This window comes from Sphingomonas sp. DMC8 (genome assembly GCF_056314185.1).
On the sequence record NZ_JBQUYV010000003.1, the window covers coordinates 284,310 to 310,202 of the forward strand.

Annotated in this window: 18 protein-coding genes and 2 pseudogenes; 15 read left to right on the plus strand and 5 right to left on the minus strand. The window is 65.1% G+C overall.

Features of this window, described 5'->3' with window-relative positions; translation table 11 throughout:
- Nucleotides 1–56: 56 nt before the first annotated feature.
- Nucleotides 57–2,168, minus strand: a complete 2,112-nt coding sequence (locus ACT53K_RS08895) for a malate synthase G (RefSeq protein ID WP_476228246.1) — start codon at nucleotides 2,166–2,168, stop codon at nucleotides 57–59.
- A gap of 101 nt (nucleotides 2,169–2,269) precedes the next feature.
- Between ACT53K_RS08895 and ACT53K_RS08900 the strand changes: the two genes are divergently transcribed.
- From ACT53K_RS08900 to ACT53K_RS08915, 4 genes are all read left to right on the plus strand, one after another.
- Nucleotides 2,270–3,145, plus strand: coding sequence for a LysR family transcriptional regulator (locus tag ACT53K_RS08900; protein ID WP_476228248.1), 876 nt, complete (start codon nucleotides 2,270–2,272; stop codon nucleotides 3,143–3,145).
- A 93-nt stretch (nucleotides 3,146–3,238) separates the two neighbouring features.
- Nucleotides 3,239–4,189, plus strand: coding sequence for a GAF domain-containing protein (locus ACT53K_RS08905; protein ID WP_476228250.1), 951 nt, complete (start codon nucleotides 3,239–3,241; stop codon nucleotides 4,187–4,189).
- A 153-nt stretch (nucleotides 4,190–4,342) separates the two neighbouring features.
- Nucleotides 4,343–5,869: an aldehyde dehydrogenase gene (gene adh / locus ACT53K_RS08910; RefSeq protein WP_476228251.1), complete on the plus strand. Its 1,527-nt coding sequence runs from the start codon at nucleotides 4,343–4,345 to the stop codon at nucleotides 5,867–5,869.
- Between the two features lie 74 nt (nucleotides 5,870–5,943).
- The gene (locus ACT53K_RS08915; RefSeq protein ID WP_476228252.1) at nucleotides 5,944–6,321 is read left to right on the plus strand and encodes a DUF779 domain-containing protein; all 378 of its coding nucleotides are present in this window, start codon (nucleotides 5,944–5,946) and stop codon (nucleotides 6,319–6,321) included.
- 14 nt (nucleotides 6,322–6,335) lie between these two features.
- Here ACT53K_RS08915 and ACT53K_RS08920 read toward each other — a convergent pair whose 3' ends face one another.
- Nucleotides 6,336–8,468 carry a TonB-dependent siderophore receptor gene (locus ACT53K_RS08920; RefSeq protein WP_476228253.1) on the minus strand — a complete coding sequence of 711 codons (2,133 nt, stop codon included), beginning with the start codon at nucleotides 8,466–8,468 and terminating at the stop codon, nucleotides 6,336–6,338.
- Nucleotides 8,469–8,637: 169 nt separating this feature from the next.
- On the opposite strand from ACT53K_RS08920, the pseudogene ACT53K_RS08925 reads away from it, so the two are divergent.
- From ACT53K_RS08925 to ACT53K_RS08970, 10 genes and pseudogenes are all read left to right on the plus strand, one after another.
- Nucleotides 8,638–8,968: pseudogene (locus ACT53K_RS08925) on the plus strand (IS3 family transposase); the annotation flags it as partial.
- A 105-nt stretch (nucleotides 8,969–9,073) separates the two neighbouring features.
- The gene (locus ACT53K_RS08930) at nucleotides 9,074–9,517 is read left to right on the plus strand and encodes an RrF2 family transcriptional regulator (RefSeq protein ID WP_476228254.1); all 444 of its coding nucleotides are present in this window, start codon (nucleotides 9,074–9,076) and stop codon (nucleotides 9,515–9,517) included.
- A 60-nt stretch (nucleotides 9,518–9,577) separates the two neighbouring features.
- Nucleotides 9,578–10,549, plus strand: a complete 972-nt coding sequence (cysK, locus tag ACT53K_RS08935; protein ID WP_476228255.1) for a cysteine synthase A — start codon at nucleotides 9,578–9,580, stop codon at nucleotides 10,547–10,549.
- Between the two features lie 229 nt (nucleotides 10,550–10,778).
- Nucleotides 10,779–13,211 carry a TonB-dependent receptor gene (locus ACT53K_RS08940; protein WP_476228256.1) on the plus strand — a complete coding sequence of 811 codons (2,433 nt, stop codon included), beginning with the start codon at nucleotides 10,779–10,781 and terminating at the stop codon, nucleotides 13,209–13,211.
- Nucleotides 13,212–13,215: 4 nt separating this feature from the next.
- Nucleotides 13,216–14,616 carry an MFS transporter gene (locus ACT53K_RS08945; RefSeq protein WP_476228257.1) on the plus strand — a complete coding sequence of 467 codons (1,401 nt, stop codon included), beginning with the start codon at nucleotides 13,216–13,218 and terminating at the stop codon, nucleotides 14,614–14,616.
- An 18-nt stretch (nucleotides 14,617–14,634) separates the two neighbouring features.
- Nucleotides 14,635–15,576, plus strand: coding sequence for a TauD/TfdA dioxygenase family protein (locus tag ACT53K_RS08950; protein WP_476228258.1), 942 nt, complete (start codon nucleotides 14,635–14,637; stop codon nucleotides 15,574–15,576).
- A 62-nt stretch (nucleotides 15,577–15,638) separates the two neighbouring features.
- Nucleotides 15,639–17,294: an arylsulfatase gene (locus ACT53K_RS08955; RefSeq protein ID WP_476228259.1), complete on the plus strand. Its 1,656-nt coding sequence runs from the start codon at nucleotides 15,639–15,641 to the stop codon at nucleotides 17,292–17,294.
- The gene (locus tag ACT53K_RS08960; protein WP_476228260.1) at nucleotides 17,291–18,250 is read left to right on the plus strand and encodes a formylglycine-generating enzyme family protein; all 960 of its coding nucleotides are present in this window, start codon (nucleotides 17,291–17,293) and stop codon (nucleotides 18,248–18,250) included. The genes ACT53K_RS08955 and ACT53K_RS08960 overlap by 4 nt, the downstream gene beginning before the upstream one ends.
- Before the next feature lie 532 nt (nucleotides 18,251–18,782).
- Nucleotides 18,783–19,517, plus strand: coding sequence for a replication protein A (locus tag ACT53K_RS08965; RefSeq protein WP_476228261.1), 735 nt, complete (start codon nucleotides 18,783–18,785; stop codon nucleotides 19,515–19,517).
- Nucleotides 19,518–19,995: 478 nt separating this feature from the next.
- Complete coding sequence (locus ACT53K_RS08970; protein WP_476228262.1) at nucleotides 19,996–20,268, plus strand: hypothetical protein; 273 nt, start codon at nucleotides 19,996–19,998, stop codon at nucleotides 20,266–20,268.
- Nucleotides 20,269–21,019: 751 nt separating this feature from the next.
- Here the strand turns inward: ACT53K_RS08970 and ACT53K_RS08975 are convergent.
- The 3 genes and pseudogenes from ACT53K_RS08975 to ACT53K_RS08985 form a co-directional block, all read right to left on the minus strand.
- On the minus strand, nucleotides 21,020–21,856 hold the full coding sequence (locus ACT53K_RS08975) for a DNA adenine methylase (RefSeq protein ID WP_476228263.1): 837 nt from the start codon (nucleotides 21,854–21,856) through the stop codon (nucleotides 21,020–21,022).
- A 154-nt stretch (nucleotides 21,857–22,010) separates the two neighbouring features.
- Nucleotides 22,011–22,919, minus strand: a complete 909-nt coding sequence (locus ACT53K_RS08980; protein WP_476228264.1) for a phage portal protein — start codon at nucleotides 22,917–22,919, stop codon at nucleotides 22,011–22,013.
- Between the two features lie 169 nt (nucleotides 22,920–23,088).
- A pseudogene (locus tag ACT53K_RS08985) lies at nucleotides 23,089–24,879 on the minus strand (terminase large subunit domain-containing protein); the annotation flags it as partial.
- A 161-nt stretch (nucleotides 24,880–25,040) separates the two neighbouring features.
- On the opposite strand from ACT53K_RS08985, the gene ACT53K_RS08990 reads away from it, so the two are divergent.
- Entirely contained in the window at nucleotides 25,041–25,853 is an 813-nt protein-coding gene (locus tag ACT53K_RS08990; RefSeq protein ID WP_476228265.1) for a GPO family capsid scaffolding protein, read from the plus strand.
- Nucleotides 25,854–25,893 lie beyond the last annotated feature (40 nt).

Consider the following 25,893-nt stretch of genomic DNA (forward strand, 5'->3'; position numbering starts at 1 on the left):
GGCGGCGGCCAGCAGGTTCTGCCGATCCGCCAGATTCCCCGCACCCGCCACAACGCCTAGGCGATGACAGGCTCTGCCTTCACCTTCGCGCGGAAAGCATGGAGTAGCGGTTCGGTATAGCCGCTGGGCTGGGCTACGCCTTCGAACACCAGCGCCCGGGCCGCCTGGAAGGCCAAGCTCGCGGCCGGATCGCTCGCCATCGGCCGGTAGAGCGGATCGCCCTCGTTCTGGGCGTCCACCTTCGCCGCCATGCGCAACAAAGCCTCGTCCACCTGCTCGGGGGTGACCACGCCGTGGAGCAGCCAGTTGGCGAGGTGCTGGCTGGAGATGCGCAGCGTCGCGCGGTCTTCCATCAGGCCGACATCATGGATGTCCGGCACCTTCGAGCAGCCGACACCCTGATCGACCCAGCGCACGACATAGCCCAATATTCCCTGGGCGTTATTGTCGATTTCGTCGCGGATCGCTTCCGCCGACCAGTTCTGCCCTTGGGCAAGCGGGATGGTCAGCAGCGCCTCGAGCGGTGCGACCGGCTCCGCCGCCCGCTCTGCCTGACGCGCAAACACGTCGACCGTGTGATAATGGGTGGCGTGCAGCGTCGCCGCCGTTGGAGAGGGCACCCAGGCGGTGGTTGCGCCCGATTGCGGATGGCCGATCTTCTGCGCGAGCATGTCGGCCATTCGATCGGGCATCGCCCACATGCCCTTGCCGATCTGCGCTTTGCCCGAAAGCCCGCAGGCCAGCCCGATCTGGACGTTGCGATTCTCATAGGCATGAATCCATGCACTCGCCTTCATGTCGCCCTTGCGCAGCATCGCGCCGGCCTGCATCGACGTGTGAATCTCGTCACCGGTGCGATCGAGGAAGCCGGTGTTGATGAAGACGATGCGATCCTTCACCGCATGGATGCACGCCGCCAGATTGGCGCTGGTGCGGCGCTCCTCGTCCATCACGCCGATCTTGATCATATGGCGGGCAAGACCCAGAAGGTCTTCGATCGCATCAAACAGATCGTTGGCGAAGGCGACTTCCTCCGGCCCGTGCATCTTAGGCTTGACGATATAGACCGATCCGGCGCGGCTGTTGCGCAGCGGCCCGGTCCCTTTCAGATCGTGCAGCGCGATGGCCGAGGAGACAATGCCATCCAGAATCCCCTCCGGCGCCTCGCTGCCATCGGGCAGCAGAACGGCCGGTGTCGTCATCAGATGCCCGACATTGCGGACCAGCAGCAGCGAACGGCCCGGCAGCGTAAAGCCCGTGCCGTCGGGCGCGACATAGGCGCGGTCGGGCGCCAGCCGTCGCGTGACGGTCTTGCCGCCCTTGTCGAACGTTTCTTCCAGGTCGCCGCGCATCAGCCCCAGCCAATTGGCATAGGCGAGCACCTTGTCCTCCGCATCGACCGCCGCGACCGAGTCCTCGAAATCGCAGATTGTCGAAAGCGCCGATTCGAGAACGATGTCGGCGATGCCGGCCGGATCGCTCTTGCCGATCAGGTGCGTACGATCGATCACGACTTCGATGTGCAGGCCGTTGCGCACGAAGAGCAGCGAGTCCCCTGCCCGCCCGACGAGTTGCGCCGGGTCGACGAGCGTCGGCGCCGTGCCGTCCCAATCGGACCAGCTTCCCGTCGCAAGCGGCACCGCGCGATCGAGGAACGCCTTGGCCCAGGCGATCACCTGAGCCCCCCGCACGGGATCATAGCCCGGCGTCGCTGTCGCACCCGGAATCGCATCGGTCCCATAAAGCGCGTCATACAGGCTGCCCCAGCGCGCATTGGCGGCGTTGAGCAGGAAGCGCGCATTCAGCACCGGCACGACCAGCTGCGGCCCGGCAACCGACGCCAGTTCGGGATCGACATTGTGGGGATCGACCCGGAACGGCGCAGGCTCCGGCACTAGATAGCCGATCTCGCGGAGCAAGGCGGCATAGGCGAACGGATCATGGGGTTGACCGGCGCGCTCCCGGTGCCAGTCATCGATGGTGGTCTGAAGCGCGTCGCGCGTCGCCAGCAGCGCCCGGTTACGGGGGGAGAACTGCTCGAAAATGCCCGCAGCGCCACGCCAGAAAGCGTCGGCAGCGATACCGGTGCCGGGCAGCACATGGGTTTCGACAAAGTCCACCAGAATCGACGCGACCCGCAGCCCGGCCCGTTCCACCATCTCGCCCATTGTCCTTCCTCTCTCGTCTCTGCCCGAGCACGCTTGTAGCGCGACCCAAATTTCAGCGGTAGAAGGAAATAATTTATAGCACCTGTTCCCATGAGTTACGAATGTTCGATCCGGATTATGATCTATTCCTCGACATCCTCGATGCCGAATCCATTTCAGCGGCGGCGCGGGCGCGGGGGTTGTCGCCGCCAGCCCTATCGAAACGCCTCGCGCGACTGGAGGAACGGCTAGGCGCGCGACTGCTGCAGCGAACCACGCGCAGACTGGCACTGACCGCGGCGGGCAAGGAGCTGCTCGATACGCTGGCCCCGCTCCGCGCGGCGCTGGCTGCAGCCGAGGGACGGATCGCAGGCCGTCACAGCGCGGTGCGGGGAATATTGCGCATCACCGCCCCCACCTCGTTCGGCCGAATGCACGTCGTTCCCACGCTGCCGGCATTTCTCGCAGCCCACCCCGATGTCGAACTGTCGATCGATCTTTCGGACGAATTGATCGATTTGTTGGGTGGCCGGCACGATCTGGCAATCCGGATTAGCGGACAGGTCGGGTCGGGACTGATCGGCCATCGGCTCGGCACCAGCCAGCGCGTACTTTGTGCCGCCCCGCCATATCTGGAGGCCGCAGGCGAACCACAGTCGCTCGGCGACCTCGCGCGGCACCGGCTGCTCGCAACCGACAGCCAGCTTCCCTGGCGCCTTCAGGGGCCGGAAGGGCCGGTCCTGCAAACGGGCACCAGCTTCGTCCGCACCAATTCAAGCGAAGTGGTGCGCGAGCTGGCCATCGGTGGCTGCGGCATTGCGCTGCGTTCGCTATGGGACGTGGCGCAGGCATTGGCCGAAGGGGCGCTGCAGCGCGTGCTGCCGGATTATGCCGGATCGGAAGAGACAGGTGTTTTCGCCGTTCACGCGCCCGATCCCCCTGCCCGCGTGACCGCGATGGTGGCACATCTCCAGCAGACCATCGCGCTCGCCCTATAGCGGCGGCGCGGCGCGCCGGATATGTAACCGCCTGGCAAATTCCCGGATTTGACAAGCACGAGTACGGGGAAGAAGATCGCGCCAGGAGAAGCGATGTCCGACGGGCCTCAACACGCCGATCGCGTGTTCGACGCGATTCATTCCGCCGCCCTGCCCGCGCAGTCGGCGATCGCGGCGTCTTGGTGCCGCTCGGCGCTCCACCATGGGCTGGATCCCGAACGCCATCCCGGCCGCATCCGGCTCGACGAGGCCGCACTCGCTGAACGGCGCGCCGCCCACGATGCCCTGCTGGCTATCGCGGCGCCGGTTATAGACCAGACGTTCCGCTATGTCGGTCGATCCGGATGCGGCGTCCTGCTGAGCGACCGCGATGGCGTGATCCTCGCCCGGCGCGTGGAGGAAAGCGACGCCGCCGGGTTCGCCCATGCCGGGCTGGTCGAAGGCGGCCGCTGGGACGAGGCGAATGAGGGCACCAACGGCATCGGCACCTGCCTTGCCGAAGACCGCGCGGTGGTGATCCATCGCGACCAGCATTTCGCCACCCGCAATATCGGCATCAGCTGCATGGATGCGCCGGTGCACGATCCGCACGGCCGGCTGGTAGCAGCGCTCGACGTGTCGAGCTGCCGCGACGATCACGGCCCGGCCATGGCGGAAATGATTGCAGCGATCGTCCGCGACGCCGCCCGCCGGATCGAACGCGACTATTTCTGCAGCCATTTCGACGGCCACCGTATCCTCTTCCTTTCCGACGATGCTTCGGGCGGCACGGCATTGCTCGCAGCGGACAAGGACGACATGGTGGTCGGCGCTACCCGTGCCGCACGAATCCGTCTCGGCATCGACGATCCACTCGTCGTGCCGCGCTCGGTCGGCCAGTTGCTGGGGCAGGATGCCGTTCCCGGCTTCGATGATGGCGACCGCACCGTCCTTCGCCAGGCACTTGCCCGGGCCGGCGGCAATGCCAGTGCGGCAGCCCGGCTGCTGGGTGTGGGCCGGGCGACGCTGTACCGGCGGCTGGCGCGGGCGGGGGTCAAGCACTAGCATAATCCGCTGCCGACCTGTCTCGCGATTGAGACAGGTGCCTCGATCAATCGTTGCCCCCCGGCTTTCCCCGCACCGATTATCGGACTTATCCTCCCAGCAGAGACGCCGGACCACGGCGCCTTCATCGCTAGGAAGAGGATCAAGAGGCACATGGACGCCATCGTTCAGGATCGGCTTGTCACCGGGCTCAAGGCGCCTTTCGCCGTGCGCTATGACAATTTCATCGGCGGCCGCTGGGTTGCGCCGGTTGCCGGCCGCTATTTCGAGAATGTCAGCCCCGTCACCGGCAAGGTGGTGGGCGAGATCGCCCGCTCCCAGGCGGAGGATGTCGAGGCCGCGCTGGACGCCGCGCACAAGGCGAAGGACGCCTGGGGCCGCACCTCGGTCGCCGAGCGCGCGCGAATTCTCAACCGCATCGCCGACCGCATGGAGGAAAATCTGGAGCGGCTGGCGATTGCCGAGACGTGGGACAACGGCAAGCCGATCCGCGAGACCATGGCCGCCGACGTGCCGCTGGCGATCGAGCATTTCCGCTATTTCGCGGGCGTTATCCGCGCGCAGGAAGGCTCGATCGGCGAGATCGATCATGACATGGTAGCCTATCATTTCCACGAGCCGCTGGGCGTGGTCGGCCAGATCATCCCGTGGAATTTCCCGCTGCTGATGGCTGCGTGGAAGATGGCGCCGGCGCTTGCCGCGGGTAACTGCATCGTGCTGAAGCCGGCCGAGCAGACGCCCGCCTCGATCATGGTATGGATCGACATTGTCGGCGACCTGCTTCCGCCCGGCGTGCTCAACATCGTCAACGGCTTCGGTCTGGAGGCCGGCAAGCCGCTGGCGTCCAGTTCGCGCATCGCCAAGATCGCCTTCACCGGCGAGACCAGCACCGGCCGGCTGATCATGCAATATGCCAGCCAGAACCTGATCCCGGTGACGCTGGAACTGGGCGGCAAATCGCCCAACATCTTCTTCGAAGACGTGGCGCGCGAGGATGACGACTTCCTCGACAAGGCGATCGAAGGCTTCGTGATGTTCGCGCTCAACCAGGGCGAGGTCTGCACCTGTCCAAGCCGCGCGCTGATCCACGAGAAGATCTACGACCGCTTCATGGAAAAGGCGCTGCAGCGCGTCGCTGCGATCGTGCAGGGCAGCCCGCTCGATCCCGCGACGATGATCGGGGCGCAAGCCTCGTCGGAACAGCGCGAGAAGATCCTGTCCTATATCGACATCGGCAAGCAGGAAGGTGCCGAACTGCTGATCGGCGGCCAGGCGGCCGACCTCGGCGGCGAACTGGCGGGCGGCTATTATGTCCAGCCGACCGTGTTCCGCGGACACAACAAGATGCGGATATTCCAGGAAGAAATCTTCGGTCCGGTCGTATCGGTCACCACCTTCAAGGACGCGGACGAGGCGCTGCACATCGCCAACGACACGCTCTACGGCCTGGGCGCCGGCGTGTGGAGCCGCGAGGCGAACACCTGCTACCGCTTCGGCCGCGCCATCCAGGCGGGCCGGGTATGGACCAATTGCTACCACGCCTATCCGGCACATGCCGCGTTCGGCGGGTACAAGCAGTCGGGCATCGGACGTGAGACGCACAAGATGATGCTCGATCATTACCAGCAGACGAAGAACATGCTGGTCAGCTACAGCCCGAAGAAGCTGGGCTTCTTCTGATCCCGGCCTGCGGGTGCCCGGTCCATTTGCGGGCCGGGCGCCTGCGCGGTTTCGGCACGGCAGGAGCAACGACCATGCAGGACGGGACGAACGACGTCGCGCGCGTCATCGCCACACCGGCGGCGATTGCCCTGATCCGCGAGATCAGGGCCGAACACGGCGCGATCCTGTTCCATCAGTCGGGCGGTTGTTGCGACGGCTCCTCGCCGATGTGCTACCCGGCCGGCGAGTTCATCACCGGCGACAGCGACACGCTGCTCGGCGAAGTCGACGGCGTGCCGGTCTATATCGGCAAGGCGCAGGGGCAGGCCTGGGCGCACACCCAGTTGATCCTCGACGTGGTCGAAGGACGCGGCGGGATGTTCAGTCTAGACAATGGCCGCGAGAAGCGCTTCCTCACCCGCGGCAGGGTCTTCACCGACGCAGAGCGGCAGGCGCTGGGCATCGGGTAAGCGCGCCCGCCGCCTTACAGCGCGATGTCGAGCGACAGCCGCACCGTTGCGGGCAGGCCCGGTGCGAGCAGGTCGGAGCCCGTGGCCGCCCAATATCGCTTGCCGGTGACATTCTGCCCGTAGGCGCGCACCGTCGCGCGTTTGCCGAGCAGTGCGAAGCCATAGCTGGCCCCCAGATCGAACGTATCATAGCCGGGCACGAACGCCTGATTGAGCGCATCGACCGCGCGGGGGCCGACATGGAACATGCCCGCCGAAAGGCGCAGATCGGGAAGCTGCGGCACGCGGTATTCGAGGAAGACGGAGCCGGAAAAGCGAGCGACATTCTCGATCCGCTTGCCGACCACGCTGGCGGCACCCGAACGCTGGGTGGCATCCAGCGTCATCGCGCTGGCAGAAAGCGACAGGTGCGGCGTCATTTCGCCCACCGCGCCGAACTCGCCGCCTTCATATACCGCCTGGCCATCCTGAACGAAGAAATTGGCGCTGTTGAGATAGGCGGAAGGACGGCTGATGCGGAACCAGCCGCCGGTCAGCACCAGCCCGCGCAGGGGCTCCACCTTCACCCCTGCTTCCTTCTGCTTGCTGACCGCCGCCGGCAATATCTCACCGGCATTGTTCGCGATCTGCTGCGCGACCGGGCCAGGCTCCAGGCCCTCGATGTAATTGCCATAGACGCTGACCCAGTGCACCGGCTTGACCAGCACTCCGTAAGAGAAAGTGCCGGGCGTGATCCGGAGCCGGCTGGTCCGGCTTTCATCGATATATTCGGTCTTGCGATAGCCGATCGTCGCCTGCAGCCACTCGCCGAGCGAGGCGCGGTCGAACAGATAGACACCCAGATCCGTCGTCTGCGTCGGATTGGGAATGATCCGCGGCGCGGCAGGCTGCGGCGCGATCGACACCGGCGCATAGAGATTCTGGGCAAAGCTGCGCCGGACGGCGGTTGGCACGGCGCCGTCGCGGGTCTGGTAGGCGACGCCCACCAGAATATCGTGCACCACCGGCCCCGTCCGTATGCGGCCCGACAGATCACCCCGATAGACCCGGCTGGTATAATCATTGCCGCTGGTCTGCGCGACGGTAAGCCGCCCGTTCCCCGTCGCGAGATCATAGGCGCCGAACGAAGAGAAAGCGCGGTCGCGGGTGAGATAGGATTGCCCGACGGCCAGCGCTAGCCGCCAGTCGGACGCAAGCTGATAGTGGATGCGCGCGAGCAGGTTGATTTCACGTCCCCGCGCCTGCATCCAGCGGTCGCCAAGATTGCGCGAGGCCGGCGGCATCGGCGGTAGCGTGATGGCGCCCTTGACCGCGGTGAGGCTGATCACTGCCGGCTCGGAAATGGTCTTGTAGATATATTCCGCGTCGAGCAGCACCTTCAGCCGCTCGCTCGCCTGCCAGTCGAACGCGCCGGTGGTGAAGAACCGCTCGCCATCGGTACGCGACACGCCGGTACGCAGCAGCGAACTGCCTGCATTCACGCGGAACCCGACATCGCCGATACGCCGGCCCACATCGACATCGGCACCCACCGATCCGTTCGCATCGCCATGGACGGCGAAGCGGGTCACCGGCTGCGCGGTCGGACGCTCAGTGACGAGGTTGATGATCCCGGACGGAGCGGCAAAGCCGTAATAAAGACCCGCCGCCCCCTTCAGCACTTCGATACGGTCCTTGCTCTCGATCGGCTGCTCGATAAGGTTGATGACCGGGAGCACGCCGTTCCAGCGGACATTGGTGAAGTTGTTGACCGGAATCCCGCGGATCGAGAGGTTGCTGTAGATGCTGGTGTTGATCTGCGCCTCGGTCACGCCCGGCGTGTTGCGCATCGCTCCGCCCAGCGACTGCACCTGCTGCGCATCAAGCATGGAGCGAGTGAGGATGGCGACCGTCAGCGGCGTGTCGAGCAGGCGGGAATCGCGGAAGGTGCCGGCCTGGACATAGTCGGCGCTGAACGTGCCACGCCGGTCTGCCGTGACGACGATTTCCTGCGGGTTCGGCTGGTCCTGCGCGGTTCGGGCATCCGCCCCGGCGACCACCGCCGGGGACACCGGCGCTGCGGTGCGCCCGTCGGGCCCTTGCTGCGCCGAAGCGCTCCCGGCAGCGATCGAAACGCCCACCAGTCCACCTAACACCAGCCTGTTCACTGAGTCCCCATAATTGCGAATCATTATTACTCGCAATTCCCTAGCCGGAGGATCTGACTTATGCAACCTCCGCCCCGGATTGCCCCTGCGCCGCTCTGCGAGTGCAGCAAGATGCCCATGCGTTCCGCTTTGATGTCAAAGCGCGTTCTATCCGCACGCCTATCCAACCGGGTTCGTCTACGTTGCCTGCGTCATCGATGCCTATGCTCGGCGGATTGTCAGCTGGTGGGCCAGCAAAACGGCCCATGCCAGCTTCGTGCTCGATGTCCTGGAACAGGCGTTTCACAAGCGTAGGCCAGCCCATCACCGCCTCTACAATACCGAGGTCATCCACAGGCGTGGGCCATGGCGCAGCTTCGAAGCTGTCGAATATGTCACGCTCGAATGGGTCGACTGGTTCGACGATCGTGGGGCCGCTGAAGCCCATCGGCAACTTGCCACCTGCCGAAGCCGAAGATCAATATTATGCTGCCGCGAACAACATCGATATTGCAGCGTGAATCACAACCCAATGCTTCCGGCAAAACCGGCACGGTCCACGAGCTCCCGCATGCTCAGGATGCGCTGTATTTGAAATCGAACCACTCACCGCCCATAAGCCTGTGATGCTTTCGCAGAAAAGCCGATACGCGATCCGCGCGCTGCAACATCTCGCCGATCGGCATGGACAGGGCGTGGTACCGCTGGCCGAGATCGTCGCTGTCCAGAACATTCCGGCCAAATTCCTAACCGTTATCCTATCCGAACTGGGACGCGAGGGACTGGTGCGTTCACAGCGAGGACGCGAAGGGGGATATGTGCTGGTACCCGCCCCCAGCGAGGTGCGCATCGGTGAGGTGGTTCGCCTGATGCGCGGCTCAATCGCGCTGGTTCCCTGCGCCAGCCGCGAGCCGCACGAGCATTGCGAAAACTGCGTACCGGAACAGGAATGCCGCATTCGCCACCTGATGCTGCGCGTTCGCGACGAAACTGCGCGCATTCTCGATAGCGTGACGCTGGCCGACACCTTCCCGTTAGGCAATCTGAATTTGGCATCGGACAAGCCGTGATTTATTGCCTACCTATTCACTAGGAATTACGCTGCACCCGGCAACCTGGGGTAAAACAATATGCGAGCAGCCAACATCCTGGGAACGATCGGCAACACGCCGCACATTCGGTTGTCGCGGCTGTTTCCAAACGACGAGGTCTGGATCAAGTCCGAACGCGGCAATCCAGGCGGATCGATCAAGGACCGTATCGCGCTGGCGATGGTCGAAGCGGCCGAGCGCAGCGGCGTGCTTCCCCAGGGAGGGACGATCATCGAACCGACCAGCGGCAATACCGGCGTCGGACTGGCCGTGGTTGCGGCAGTCAAGGGCTATCGGCTGATTCTGGTGATGCCGGAAAGCATGTCGATGGAGCAGCGGCGCTTGATGCAAGCCTATGGCGCGCAGTTCGAACTGACGCCGCGCGAACGGGGCATGGCTGGCGCGATCGTCCGGGCGAAACAACTGGTAGCGAGCACGCCCGGCGCATGGATGCCGCGGCAGTTCGATAATCCTGCGAATATCGACGCCCATGCCCGCACCACCGCGCTCGAGATCTTCGCCGATTTCCGCAACGAACCGATCGACGCCATCATCACTGGCGTCGGAACCGGGGGGCATATCACGGCGCTGGCGGAAACGCTGAAGATGGAATGGCCGGGCCTGCTGGTGTTCGGGGTCGAGCCGGCGGCATCACCGGTTTTGACGAGGGGGCGCGGAGGCCCGCACCCTATCCAGGGAATTGGCGCAGGGTTCATCCCCGGCAACCTGCACGCCGACATGCTCGATGGCGTGATCGCTGTGGAGGCCAATGCAGCGCTACGATTTGCCCAGGCGGCAGCACGACGCGAAGGGCTTCTCGTGGGGCTGAGCTCGGGCGCCACGCTAGCCGCCATCGCCGCGCGCTTGCCGGAGCTAGCCGGACTACGCATCCTCGGCTTTGCCTACGACACCGGTGAGCGCTACCTGTCGGTGCCCGGCTTCGTCGGCGATTCCGAAGCGGCGCCCTGCGGTCCACCAAAGCTGAGCTTCGCGTTGACAAACGCAAACTAGGTTCAGAATCTCTACTAATTAAGTAGAGATTAGCAGCTCAGACAAGGGAGGCTATATGATCCAACCCGATTGCCGGAGCCGCTGACCGCACACGCGGTTCCCTAAAGCAGACAAACCCGACCCGATCGGCGCCGCGCCGGCGTCCGCGCACAGGCTGCGCCGGACGGGGATGTTGCGTGCCCTCCGCCGGCGGCGATCTGCCGACGATTCGATTTCCAGGGAGAAACCATTGTCGTTCCAACCTTTTGTGCCGGCATGGCTTGCCGGCGCCAGCCTTGCTGCGTTCTCGGCCGGTGTGGCCCAGGCACAGTCCGTGCAGCTGGCCGCAGCCGATCCGGTGCGTGCAACCGCAACCGCAACCGCAACCTCAGTGGAGAGCGACGCACCGGCCGCGGACGAGCAGCGGGACATCGTTGTCACTGCCCGTCGCCGCACCGAGCGCGCGCAGGACGTGCCGATCGCGCTTAGCGCCATCAACAGCGAGACACTGGCAGCGCGGGGCGACTATCGGCTCGACCAGATCCAGCAGCTGGTGCCGGCGCTCCAGGTGTTCAGCTTCAACCCGCGCAACACCAATATCAATATCCGCGGCCTTGGCTCGAACGTTGCCCTCACCAATGACGGCATCGAGAATGGCGTCGGCCTATATATAGACGGCGTCTATTATGGCCGACCAGGGCAGAGCCAGTTCGATCTGGTCGACCTCGAACGGGTCGAGGTATTGCGAGGGCCCCAGGGCACGCTGTTCGGCAAGAATACCACCGCCGGCGCGATAAACATCACCTCGCGCCTGCCGAGCTTTACGATCGAAGCGCAAGGCGAGGCGAGCGTCGGCGATTACGGCTATCGGCAGCTGCGCGGATCGCTGAGCGGTCCGCTGATCGACGGCCTCGCCGCCGCGCGGATTAGTCTGGCCGAAACCCATCGCGACGGCTTCATCCACAATGTGACGACCGGCAAGGACGTGCACAATTATGATGACTTCACCGCGCGAGGGCAGTTGCTTGTCACGCCGGCGACGCGTCTGTCGATCCGACTGATCGGCGACTATTCGAACCAACGCCAGCAATGCTGCGTCAACCTGCCGGTATCGGTCTTCACGACGTACAATAACGGCACGACCATCGCGAACAACTGGCTGCAGCGGGTTGCGCGTGCCGGCTACACACCGCTGGCCTTCGACCCGTTTGCCCGGAAGACCGACGCCAACTCGCCCTTTTATGCAAAAATGGACACCTGGGGCCTTTCTGCCCAGATCGACTATGACTTGGGCGGGGCGACGATCACGTCCGTCACTGCGGGTCGGCACTGGAACTGGTATCCATCGAATGATGCCGACGTCACCCGGCTATCGGTGAACCTCCAGAGCAACCAGCAGAATTTCCAGCGTCAATTCAGTCAGGAGGTCCGCATCGCCTCCAATGGCGAGCATCGCATCGACTGGCTGATCGGCGGCTATTATTTTTGGCAGGTCGTGCGCGGCGTCGGCTCCGCCATTTACGGGGCGGATGCCGCGAACTGGCTCTATCCGAATGATACGCCTGCCGTTGCCGATGCGGCGGTGAACGGTTTCACCTCGCGATCGCGCTCCGACCCGCATACCCGCAGTCTTGCCGCCTTCGCCCAGACCACCTGGCACATCGGTCCGCGGCTGAGCCTTACCACCGGCGTGCGCTTCACCCATGAGGACAAATGGGGAAGCTATGTGTCGCAACAGACCGACGGCAAGTCGCTCGCCGGGCTAACCGCAGCGCAGGCGGCACGCGCCCAGGCAATCCGCAATGCCCTCAACCCGGCTGCGAATTACAGTGTGAGCGCGAAGGACGACAGCCTCTCCTGGCTGGCCACGCTGAGCTGGAAGCCGATGGAAGCGGCACTCCTCTATGCGACCTATTCGCGCGGCACCAAATCGCAGGGTCTCAATCTGACGACAATCCCGACCGGCGTCAGCGCCGTGGTGGAACCGGAACAGACCGACAATTACGAAATCGGGCTGAAGTCCCAGCTGTTCCATCGCACGGTCACGGCAAACCTGGCGGCATTCTGGGACGACGTCACCAATTACCAGACGACGATCGTCCAGCAGGTGATCGGCACCAACAGCTACATCAATTACATCGCCAACATCCCCAAGGTCCGCTCGCGCGGATTCGAAGCGGATCTGGCGTGGCAGCCGATCGCAGGTCTCGGCTTCACCGGCGCGCTTGCCTATACCGATGCGACCTATCGCAAATATCCGAACGGCCCGACGCCCGTCGAGGCCCTGAACCCAACGACCGCCCAGCCCGCCGGATCGCCGGTGCAGGATATGAGCGGGCGGCGACTCGCCGGCGTGCCCAAATGGTCCACCACGCTCGGCACCGACGCCTCGCACGCGCTGACCGACCACGTCGACCTGTACGGCCATGCCGACTGGTCGTGGCGGTCAAACTATTACACCGTTGCCAGCGACAGTCGCTATGGACTGGTGCCGGGCTATGGCCTGGTCAACGCGCGCCTCGGCGTGCGGTTCGACAAGGGCAAGTTCGACCTTTCGGTCTGGGCCCGCAACCTCTTCGACAAACAGTATTTCCAGACGCTCAGCGTGGCCAATACCGGGCTCGTCACCGCGATCCTGGGCGATCCGCGCACGCTGGGCGTCACCCTCCGGACGAAATGGTGAGCCCATGGCGACGATCCCCGCCCACGACACCCGGTTCCGCATTGCCTTCCCGCCGGAGCGCACCGACGAACCACCGGCGTGGCGGCTGATCGGCTTCGCCTCGCTGGCGGTGCCGATCGCAGGGGCGGGGCTGCCGCTGGCACTGTTCGTGCCGCAGCTCTACGCGACGCACTATGGCCTATCCCTGGCGACGATAGGCCTGATTTTCTTCCTCGGCCGCTTCTGGGACGTTGCCGCCGACCCCATTGTCGGCGTGCTGAGCGACCGCACCCGCAGCCGCTTCGGCCGTCGCAAGCCCTGGATCGCAGCCGGCGGTCTGCTGTTCGGGCTGGGCTCTACCCTGCTCTTTTTCCCGCCGGCGACAGTCGCCCCGCTCTATCTCGCCGCCGCACTGTTCGTTTTCTACGCCGGCTGGACGATGATCGAGGTGCCATTCTCGGCCTGGGCCGGTGAACTGTCGGGCGCCTATCACGGGCGCACCCGATCGGTGACGTTCCAGCAGACGGCGCAAGCCTCGGGTCTGCTGCTGGTGCTGATCCTGCCGACCCTGCTCGAACAGGTGCGTCCGGCTGACATCGAACTCAAGCTTCATGTCGTCGGCGGGTTCATCCTGCTGACGCTCGCTCCTGCGCTGCTGCTCAGCCTGGCGGCCTTTCGCGAGCCACCCCGCCCGGCGTTCGAACCACACCCCGAAGGCTTTCTGCGCACCGCCAGCCTGATCCTGCGCGACCGGCTGCTGGTGCGCGTACTCGCCTCGGACGTGGCGGTCACCGCCGGCCAGTCGATCCGCGCCGGCCTCATCACGTTCTTCGCGGTCAGCTATATGGACCAACCGGGCTGGGCGAGCGGGCTTTACCTGTTCCAGTTTGTGTTCGGCATCTTCGCTGGGCCGATCTGGCTGCAGATCGGCCGCCGCCTGGGCAAGCGCGAAACCGCCATCGCCGGCGAGCTGGTACAGGTAGCAATCAATCTCGGCCTCTTGTTCGTGGTGCCGGGCACGATCGGGCTGCTGCTGGCCCTTACGATCGCGCAGGGCCTGGCGCAGGGGTCAGGCAATCTGATGCTCCGCGCAATGGTGGCGGATGTCGCCGACCTGCACGAGCTGGAAACCGGCCACAACCGCACCGGCCTGTTATTTTCGGTGTTCAGCCTGGCCACCAAGGCCGGGCCGGCGATCGGCATCGGCATCGCCCTGCCCTTCATCGCCTGGATGGGGTTCAGCCCCAAGGGCACCAACACGCCCGAGGCGCTGGAGACGCTGAAGCTCGTCTTCGCCCTGGGCCCGGCGCTCGCCCACATCCTGTCCGCCGCCCTGATCTGGCGCTTTCCGCTCGATGCGCAGCGCCACGCCACCATCCGTCGCGCGCTGGAAGCGCGTGCCGCCGGCCAACTCCCCCACGACTGACCCTGAAGGAGAGTGCACATGACCGTCCAGACGCATGATTTCACCAACGCCGCCGACGCGGACAGTCCGCTCGACATCACGCCCGTCGCCGGCCGGATCGGCGCCGAAATCCGTGGCATCCGCCTCGGCGGCGACATCGATGACGCAACCATCGATGCGATCCGCGCCGCGCTCCACCGCCACAAGGTGATCTTCTTCCGCGGGCAGACGCATCTCGACGATGCCGGCCAGGAGGCGTTCGCCGAACGCCTCGGCGATCCGCTCGCGCATCCCACCGTGCCGGTGGCGGCCGGGTCGCGTTTCCTGCTCGAACTCGACAGCAAGGAAGGCGAGGCGGCCTCCGCCTGGCACACCGACATCACCTTCCTGCCAGCCTATCCCGCCGCGTCCATCCTGCGGGCGATCACCATTCCCCCGGCGGGTGGCGACACGCTATGGGCCAATGCGGTCACCGCGTATGAAACGCTGCCGGTGCCGCTGAAGGCGCTCGTGGAAAATCTCCGCGCCGTTCACACCAATGCCTATGACTATGCGGCGCAGCGACCGGAGGCGACCAGCGAGCAGATCCGCCGCCACCGCGAAGTGTTCGCGTCGACCGTGTACGAGACCGAGCACCCGGTCGTCCGCGTCCATCCCGTGACCGGCGAGAAGCTGCTGCTGCTCGGCAGCTTCGTGAAGGGCTTTGTCGGTTTCAGTCGCGAGGATTTCGCCCGCCTGTTCGGCATTTTGCAGGATCACGCGACCAAACCGGAGAATACGGTGCGCTGGCGCTGGAGCCCCGGCGACGTGGCTATCTGGGACAATCGCGCCACCCAGCACCGCGCCATCGCCGATTTCGGCCACCAGCGCCGTACCCTGCGCCGTGCAACCATCGCCGGGGACGTGCCGCGCGGAATCGACGGTGCGCCCAGCCGGGTGATCAAGCCCGAACCCGCCGCAGCCCTCGAAGCCGCCGCCTGACATCACCCCTTCAGCCGCGCTCCCCGATCGGGGGCGCGGCGCTTTTTCCGGATAGGTCGCCCATGCGTCTCCGCCTCGCCGCCCTGCTCCTGCTGCTACTGCCGTCCCCGGCAGTCGTGGCGCAGCAATTGCCTCAACCCGCGCAGCCGCCCAAACGGCCCAACATCCTGATCATCGTCGCCGACGATCTCGGCTATTCGGACCTCGGGGCGTTCGGCGGCGAGATCCGCACGCCCAATCTCGATGCGCTGGCCGAACATGGCCTGCGTCTCACCGGCTTCCACGCCGCGCCGACGTGCTCGCCGACCCGCTCGATGCTGCTCTCGGGCACCGACAACCATCTGGCCGGCTTGGGCAACATGGCGGAGCTGGTCGCGCCGAACCAGATCGGCAAGCCCGGCTATCAGGGCTATCTGCCCGACGATGTGGTGACGCTGGCCGAACGGCTGCGCGACTTGGGCTATGCGACTCTGATGTCGGGCAAATGGCACCTCGGCACGCGGCCCCAGGACGATCCCAGCCGCCATGGCTTCGAACAGAGCTTCGCCCTGCTCCAGGGCGGAGCCAATCATTTCGGCATCGACGCTACTGCCGTGGCGCTGCCCGGCCAGGCGACCTATCGCGAGAATGGCGTCACGCTGCCGAGCCTGCCCAAGGATTTCTATTCGTCCGATGCCTATGCCGCCAGGCTGATCGACTTTCTAGGCAAAGCGGATCGAGCCAAGCCCTTCTTCGCCTATCTCACCTTCACCGCCCCGCACTGGCCGCTTCAAGCACCGGCGGAGGACATTGCCAGATATCGTGGCCGCTATGATGCCGGGTTCGAGGTGCTTCAGGCAGAGCGACTCAAGCGCCAGCAGGCGCTGGGGCTGGTGCCCGTGGGGGTGAAGCCGCACCCCTTCGTGCTGCCCGATGGGCGCGACTGGGCGCACCTCTCCGCGCAGGAAAAGCGCGAGCAATCCCGGTTGATGGAAGTCTATGCGGCGATGGTCGACCGGCTCGACCAGAATGTCGGCAAGGTCATCGCGTACCTCAAGGCCACCGGCCAGTATGACAATACCATCATCCTGTTCCTTGCCGACAATGGCGCGGAAGGAATCGACCTCGCCACGACCAAGTTGCCGACCATGGCGCAGCGGCTGAAGGCGGCCGATAATCGGCTCGACAATCTCGGGGCCGCGACCTCCTACACCGCCTATGGCCCCGGCTGGGCGCAGGCAGCGACCACGCCCTCCTTTTTGTACAAGGGCTTCACCAGCGAGGGGGGAACACGGGTTGCGGCGTTCCTCTCCTATCCCGGCTGGAAGCGGCAGGGCGGGATCAGCCATGCCTTTGGGACGGTGATGGACGTGGTGCCGACGCTGGTCGAGGCGGCCGGTGGTAGCTGGCAGGGCAGCAGCTATGGCGGCCGGACGGTACAGCCGGTGCGCGGCAGCAGCTGGCTTCCCTATCTGCGCGGGCAGACCAGGGCGGTGCACGGGCCGAAGGAGATCGTCGGCACCGAGCTGTTCGGTCGCCGCGCGATCCGCCAGGGCGACTGGAAACTCGTCGATCTGGGCGATGGGTGGAAGCTCTACAACCTCGCCGAGGATCCCGGCGAAACCCGCGACCGTGCCGCCGAACAGCCCGCCCGGCTGAAGGCGCTGGTGGCGGCGTGGGACACCTATGCCAAGGGTGCGGGCGTGGTGATGCAGTCGACGCCGGCGACGTTCCCGTGAAGCCGCCCGCGAAGCCGATCGTGCTGCTCGCCCTCGCGCCGCTGGTCGGGCTGCCGCTGCTCTGCCCCCCCCGCCCGGCAGCGCCCCCCACGCCGGCAGGCTCGCCCCGCGTCTGCGCCGGCAGCCATGCCGACCGGCCGGTGCGCATCGCCGCCAGCCGCTTCGTGATGGGCAGCAGCCGCTATTATCCGGAAGAAGGCCCACCCATCGAAACCGAGGTGCCCGCCTTCGACATCGACGCGCACGAAGTCACCAACCGGCAGTTCGCCGCCTTTGTCGCAGCGACCGGCTATCGCACCGAAGCGGAGAATCCGGGCGGCGGCGCCTTCGTCTTTGTGCCGCCCAGGACACCGATCGAAGAACCCGATCCGCGCCGCTGGTGGCGGTTCGTGCACGGCGCGAACTGGCGCCAGCCGGAAGGCCCCGGCAGCACGGTCATCGGGCACGAGGAAGAGCCGGTGGTCGACGTCACCTTTGCCGATGCGCAGGCCTATGCCCGCTGGGCCGGCCGTGCGCTGCCGAGCGAGGAACAGTTCGAAGCAGCGGCGCGCGTCGGAATCGCTGATCCCGACGCCGAACCCAATCCGGACGAAGCGAACACCTGGCAAGGCAGCTTCCCGAACGTGAATACGAAGCACGACGGCTATACCGGCCGCGCGCCCGCCGGCTGCTTCAAGCCCAATGGTGCCGGCGCCTATGATCTGATCGGGAATGTCTGGGAATGGACCGAAAGCTGGTATCTGCCCAGCCACGCGCCCTTCGCGGTCAGCGACGGAACGCCCGGCAATCCCAGCTTTGACCCGCGCCAGCCCGAGGCGAAGGCGCGGGTAATCAAGGGCGGCTCCTATCTCTGCGCCAGCAATTACTGCGCCCGCTATCGCCCCGCTGCGCGCCATGCCCAGGAGGAAACGCTCGCAGCGTCGCATCTCGGCTTCCGAACGGTTGGCAAGCAATGACGCCCGTCCGCCACCCGCTTGCCATTCCTTTTCGGGCGATGCGCGCCCGGAAGGCGCTGACTGCGACGATATGCCAGCGCGCGATCTGAAAACCCGGGATACTCGCGAAAGACCATCCAATGCACCGCTTCCCCCTGATCCCACAATGGGCGGGCTGATCAGGTTGCGAGCGGGCTTCGAGTTCCTTAAGCGCTATCTGAGGGTACTCCGCTGAGGTCTACAGCGATTACCCCAGAAAATACCCCCAAAAGCAAATCGACGCCCTGACATCTTCAGGCAGCCAATGGGTCAGTTTCGGCCACCTCGGCACGGGCACAATCCCTTGAAAAAGACAAGAAAAAAGCCGCCTCGGGAAATCCTGAGACGGCTTGGCCAATATGCGAATGGTAGCGGAGGAGGGACTTGAACCCCCGACACGCGGATTATGATTCCCAATTAGCCGCTGATTTCGTTGACATTATCCGCCAAGGTCAGAGAAGTAGACCTTGCCTTTTCAACAACTTAGCTGCAAAATTCCAAATGGAGCGGGCGCATGACGGCCCGCTCAATCGGCGCCCTGACGGCGCAGTTGATCGGCTCAAAGCCGACACGACGGACGGGCCAGCCCGTCCGTCGCAACAGCTATGCGGCCGGCGAGCGCGAAGGTCGTCTCTGGCGTCCTATTGCCGATGGAAAATGCCGGAATGCGCGGCGCTGGATCGGTGCCGTCATGCGCGCGGCCCGTCGATTCGAGCGTGAGAGCATGGAACCCGGAAAGCGTAATGGCGCGCTGGGGCATATCGGGCTGGAGGTGCTCGAAGAGCTTTTCCGCCTGGTCGACTATCGCACGGGCAGGCTCGATCCTGCTGTTTCGACGATCGCCGCCAACATCAAGCGATCCTACAAAGCCGTTCACGCGGCGCTGAAGCGGCTGGCGGCTGCCGGCTTCCTTGAGTGGATTCGTCGCACCGAGCGCACCGACAACGAAGGCGAGTTCGGCCCGCAGGTTCGCCAGATATCCAACGCCTATGGTTTCCGCTTGCCGGAACGTGTTGCGACGATGGTTCGCCAGATTCTGGGCAACGCACCGCCGCCGGAAGATGCGCTGTGGCGCAAGGAAGATCATGCGGCAGAGACTGCCTCAATGCTCGCGTCGGTGACGGCGGTGGAGGCGTTCGACGCCTCGATCGACGTCGGCGGCGAACTGGGCAACGCTTTGCGCAAGCTGGCGCGCGCTGTCGACAACGCGAATTTCCTAAAGGGCGAGAATCCCGGAGCCGAAGGATAAATATGGAAAGGAGTGCCCTTACGGGCACGCGCTGGTTTGCGGACACATTCCCCATAGGACTGAAAAGGCACCTTCATCGCCAGGACGCGACAGAGGGACGAGGCGGCTTGCGCCGCCTCGGGGGCTCCCCAGTGGGGAAGCCCGGCGAGGTTCGAGCCAAACAAAGCCGGATCAGCGGGCTTGAGGTGCGCCGATCGAGGGCAATGCGGCCAGCGCGGCGCAAACAGCGTGAATGTCCGCAACCCTGCATCAAAATGCATCGGACAACTCTCTGCCCTGCCCTGCGGCGCCCCCAGCGTACAATCCCTGCATCAAAAGCGACACGAAAAGGGGGCGGGCGAGGAGGGGGGAAAAGCGCTCGCTTTGGGGCGAAAGTGGTGCGGGAGGGTCTATCCGGATCGGCCTGTCGGCTAGGCGCGCTAATCGCGGTAGATGCTGCCCCTCACCTCGTGTAACCGGGTGAGGGTGGAGGGAAACAATGGCGGTAGCGGTCGCTCTTATAGCGTTCCTGTTCTTCTGCTATCTGCAGAAATCCTACATGGACACAACTGGTGAGGCTCCGCGCTCCCGCCGGTCCCTGCAACGTCAGCGACGACGTGCCAGAGAACTAGGCATCAACGCAGAAGACCTTGATTACAATTATCGATCGACGGCGGCCCCGCCAGGGCCGGATCGAAAGCTGATCGGCCGCTGGACCCTGATAGCCTGGGCCTTCGCGGTTATCACTTGGATCGTGATTTTAGCCTTTTGAAAGGTAGGATCGCGCGAGCCTTTTAAGGCGCAAGCAGGTTGATCGCGGCTTCGGCGAATTCGTGAAAGACCCGCTGCCAATGCTCGGCCGCCTGGTCCAGGGGCACGTCATCTAGCGTCCCCCGCGCCGGCTGTCCCACAGCGCGCGAGCGAGATCCTCGATCAGCGCTCCCCGGTCATTAGCCGTGCATATCCGGCAGCGGCCGCCCGCCGGGCCAGAGTGATAGTGCGGGTTGTCGACTCGTGCGCGCATCACTTAATAGTGTTCTAGTTATGTTCCCAACACAACCTCGCACCGATGGTCCCGGAAAATGAGCGCCAACCATCGCTATGACACGCTCGGGGACATCACGCGCCGGGGCTTCAACGTGCTGGTGCAGTGTGGGTGCGGGCACAGCGCCGTGCTGGACGCACCAAGGCTGGAACGCTGGTTTCGGTGCCACAGATGGCCGACCTCGCTGCACATGATCCGCGATCATCTATACTGCCTGGCATGCGGCGGTCGGCCCGCTTCCGCCAAGCTGCGCCCATGTGCGCAGGTTCCGACTGCCCCCAACCGCTTCCCGAACAGCGAAGAGCAGTGGGAAAGACTGGTTCGGGGCCTCCGAAGATAGGGCGCCCTCCGCGCCGCCAGCGCCATTACCCGGTCGCAACCGACAAAAGCCATTTGCCCCAGCAGGCCACGGCCGCAGCGATGGCCACCCCCGCCTGCGCCAGGCACAGGATGGCCACCACAACGTACTCGATTTCGGTCAGAGTCGGTCGGCGCAGTCGCATTCCGCATCGTCGCCGCCGATCGCGAAGTTGGCAATCAGCAACTCGCCCGCCCTCGCCGCGGCGCCCTTTGATACGGTGTAGGTCGTCTCCACCGGCATCATGTCGAACCCGCCGAACACCTCCCGCACCCCCGGCGTGTCGTTCAGCGACAGCAGGAACCGGCCCCTGATCCCGGCGAGCTGGGCGGCCAACCGTTCGAAATCCTCGCGGCCGAACACATCCTGCCCGTAATCCGTCTCGCACCCCCAATAGGGCGGATCGAGATAGAACAGCGTGTCCGGCCTGTCATAGCGCCGCACGAACTCGGCATAGCCAAGCTGCTCGATCACCACGCCCGCCAGTCGGGCATGAATGTCCGCCAGCAGCGGCTCCAGCTTTCGCGCGTTGAAGCGCGCCTCCTGCCGCGCGTCCACCCCGAAGGTCCGCGCCTGCACCCGCCCGCCGAACGCCAGCCGCTGCAGGTAGAGGAACCGCGCCGCGCGCTGCAGGTCGGTCAGCCGTTCGCCCGGTATCGCCCGCAGCCGGTCGAATTCCGCCCGGCTCGCCACCTGCCAGCCGATCATATCCATGAAGTAGCCGTAATGCGCCTGCAGCACGCGGAAGAAGTTCGCCACGTCGCCGCTGATGTCGTTGATCACTTCGGCCTTGGGCCGCCGCCGGCGGCGCAGGAAGATGCCGCCCATGCCGACAAAGGGTTCGGCATAGAGCTGGTGCTCCACCTGATCGAGAATGCCGACGATCCGGCCGGCCAGATTGCGCTTGCCGCCGATATAGCCGGCTGCGGGCGCAACCGGCGAAACAGGGATGGACATGTAGGAGATTACCCTCTTCTGGAATTCCCGCCGGGCACGCCCGGTGCGGGATGGCCGATGCGGCCGATCAGTCATGGCGAGGGGCAATCTCGTCGGTTCGCCGGGTGGCACCCCGGATCGAACCCCCGCCGGCCCTTGCCAGCGGGGGAATGGCTTATGCGGCGGCGGCCATCGGCTTGCGTTCGCGGAACCGGATCAGCTCGCGGCCCGTCACTTCGTTCAGTTGCAGCAAGCGCACCTGCAGCGGCACGATTTCCAGATCGAAGAACATGTCGACCGCCTGCAACGGATTGCCGAACCCGCTCGATCCCTGCGCCGGCACGATGCCCAGCACCTGCGGCGGCGTGCGGTGCGCGGCCAGCACGTCGTCGCGCGTCGCGTTCTTGATGCCGAGAAATTCGTCCTTCGCCCCTACCTCGGCGATCGGCAGAATCTTCAGGCTGCCTTCCTTGCCGTTCGGCGCATGGACGAACAGGTTGCGGAAATTGCCCGGCCCCCGGCTCTGGCGCAGCGCCTGTTTCAGCGCGTTGGTATCCTTCTCGTCGATTTCGCCAGTGGCATAGAGGATGTAGCCGGCATGGCTGCCGTTCAGATAATAGCGGCGCCGGAACAGCGTGGCCGCTTCGTTCAGCAGCGCGGATTGCAGCGCGCTCAGATATTCCGGCACGCCATAGATTTCCTGATTTACGTCGGGCTGGCGCACCTGAAACACGCTGTCGGGCGCGAATTCGCGCTCGTCCTGGCCACCGGGCACATAGAAGAACCGCCCCGCCTCCACGCCCCGGCGGGTATATTTCGCGATAGCATGGTCATAGCGCAGCACGCCGCCCAGCAGGTTACGCCGCTCTTCCAGATAGCCGTTGCCGAACACGAGGAAATCCTGCGCCAGCGCCTCGAATGCGGCGGTGCCGAGCAGCGGCGACGGTTCGAACGCGGCGACCAGCAAATTGCGCTTCAGCATGATCGCGCTGCTGTGGTGCGGGGATACGCGAAACGCGCGCGCCAGCCCGTCCAGGCTGACCGGCGGTTCGTACCAGCGGCCGTTGCTCCAGCATTCGGCCATGTCGAGCAGCTCGCGCCGGCTCAGCACCGGTTCGGGATCGCCAAAGCTGAACGCATTCGGCGCCTGCTCCGTCCGCGCCGCCCATTCCCCAGACAAGGCCGCCGCCGGCGCCGCTGCCCTCGCCTGCCGCTGCCGCCTGCTCGTCTTCGCCATCGATCATCTCCATGCGCGTCTTCGGCCGCGCGCTGCCGTCCAGGGGTTCGTTGATCAGGATGTGCATCACCGCCCAGGCCAGATCGGCATGGCCGGTATCTTCGCCGCCACGGCTCGCCTTGAAGGTGATGGCCCGGCCCGATCCGGTGAGGGTCTTCTTGATCGACAGGAACGACGACTGCACGTCGATCCAGCCGGCATCGAACTCGATCCGCCCGCGCGAAAAGCTGTGCTGCGCCTTCATCACCAGTTGCGATTTGGATTCGAGCGAATATTCGATTTTGGTGCAGCCGCGCACCTTGTCGCGCAGGAGCTGATAGACGGCGGCACCCACCCCGGTCGCGTCGATGCCCAGATAGGTGCAGTTGTACCGCGACAGCCGCTGCTGAATGAATTCCGCCTGCGCCTGAAAATCCAGCCCGCGAAGCTGGTATTTCTCCAGCAGGCGGAACTTGCCCGTGGGGCCTTCGGGCGGCAGCGCGATCACCAGCGCGGCATTGTCGCCTTCCTCACTCTCCTGCGGATCATATCCGGCCCACACCGCGCGGTTGCCCACCGGCCGCGCCGCCAGCAATTGCACGTCCGTCCAGTCGACCATCGCGTCGACGGTCGCGCGCTGCAGCTCGTTGAACTTGAACGCCGACAGGCTGTCGTCGACGAACTGGCACAGCAGCAGGTTGGCGAATTCGTCCGGCGCATATTCGATCCGCAGTTCGTCCAGATCGAACAGATCGCAGCCGCGCGCTTCGGCATCCTCGATCGTCACGATCTGGCGCCACACCTTGTCCTCGCACCGCGTGCCGGTGTGCAGGCGGCCATGGCCTACGTCGATCGTGATCCGGTCTTCCTTCTTCAGTCGCCGGTTGCGGCGCTCGCCCGTCCAATAGGGGTGCGCCTGATGCGCGACGGTCGACGGGGTGGAGAAATAGGTTTTCCGCCACTTCTTGTGCATCGCCATGCCGCTGGCGACCTTGTTCAACTCCTCGAACCCATAGGTCCAGAAGAACTCGTCGAAGTAGAAATTGCCGTGATAGCCCTGCGCCGTGCGCGCATTGGTGCCAAGGAAGATGAGCTGCGGCAGATCCTCCCCCTCGGGCAGCGTCTCGGCATCAATGACGATCGGATCGCCCTGCAGCTTCACCCCCACCCGTGCCGCGAACTGGACGATGTAGTTGCGGAAGATGTGCGCCTGGCTCTTCGAGGCGGACAGGAAAATCATGTTGCCGCGCCCGCGCAGTGCGTCGAGCAGCGCCTCGCGCGCGAAATACCATGTCGCGCCGATCTGGCGCGATTTCAGGATCATGCGGGTGCGCTCGTCGCGCGCTTCCCACCAGTCGCGCTGATAGTCGAAAAGCTCGTCGTGGAAGATGCGCTCCAGCGCTTCCACCTGCTCCTTGGTGAAATAATTGGTCTTCGGCTTCTTCTTCTCGCCCGCGTTGCGGTTCGCGACCTTCTCGTTCAGGTCGCCTTCGTGCCCGCCCGGCGCCTCATAGCGGCGCACCCGCGCGGCCGAGACGACGGCGCGCATCAGCAGGTCGATTTCCTTGAAGTCGCCGCCGGTCTTCTGTTCCTTGGCGATCAGCAGGTTCAGCCGGCATTCCAGCGCATCCTCGATCTTGGCGATCGACGGCGCATCGTCCCATTTCTCCCGGTCTTTCCACGACTGCACCGTGGCGCGGTTCAGCCCCAGCTCGCCGGCAATCTGGGTAACGCCCCACCCGCGCCAGTACAGGCTGCGCGCCTGCCGGCGGGCATCCACCGGGATGGGCATGGTCGATGCCGGCAGGGGTTCGTCGCTGGGGTGCATGGCGGGCGGAACCTAGCCACCGCACGCCGCCGAGCCGGAGCGGCAGGGCTAGTATGGCCCGGCGCTACTCGCCCCCCGGCTTGAGGATCGCGCGCCCTTCGGCCCTGTTCGCGCCCTGAAAACCAGTTGCCGCCACCCCCACCCGCAAGGATCGCCGCGCCATGGGCAAGCTCTCCAAGTTCTTCCGCGCTTTCGTCGCCGGCCAGACCATCAGCGACGGTCGCACGATCACCCCGGAAATGATCGACGACATCGTCGCGACCTTCAATCGCGAAACCTATTCGCCCCGCATCAACATCGAACATATCGCCGGCTTCAGCCCGGAACCGCCCTTTAACGGCTATGGCGATGTCGTCGCGGTCAAGGCGCAGGACGATCAGTTCACCATCGCCGGCAAGACGGAAACCCGCCGCGCCCTCTATGCGCAGGTCGAAGGCAACGACCAGCTCATCGCGCTCGCCAATGCCGAACAGAAGCCCTATCCCTCGGTCGAGCTGACCCCGGACTATGCCGGCACCGGCAAGGTGGGGCTGATCGGCCTGGCCTTCACCGACACGCCCGCCTCGATCGGCACCGAAAAGCTGCAGTTCGCGCGCACCGCGCCGGGCACGCTGTTCAGCGCGTCGAGCGAGCCGATCGCACTGGAATTCGAAGGTGCCGGCGCGAACGGTATCGCGGATGCCATCGTCGCCGGCTTCGCCAGGGTCGCGGCGATGTTCGGCCGAAGCGAAACCACCGAACCCAAGGCGGAACCCAAGCCCGAGCCGAAGCCGGCCAATGACAATTTCGACGCGGCCGCCTTCAGCACCGCGATCGGCCAGGCCGTCGCGGCGGCGGTACAGCCGGCGCACAACGCCATCGCCAAGATGGAAAGCGATTTCGCCGCGCTGAAGGCCCAGCTGCAGGCGACGCCCGCCGGCTTTTCCCGTCCGCCGGCAACCGGGGGCACCGGCCAGCATCTGACCGACTGCTGATCGCCCCGCCCGCGCCCCACACCCTCGATCACCGGAGCCC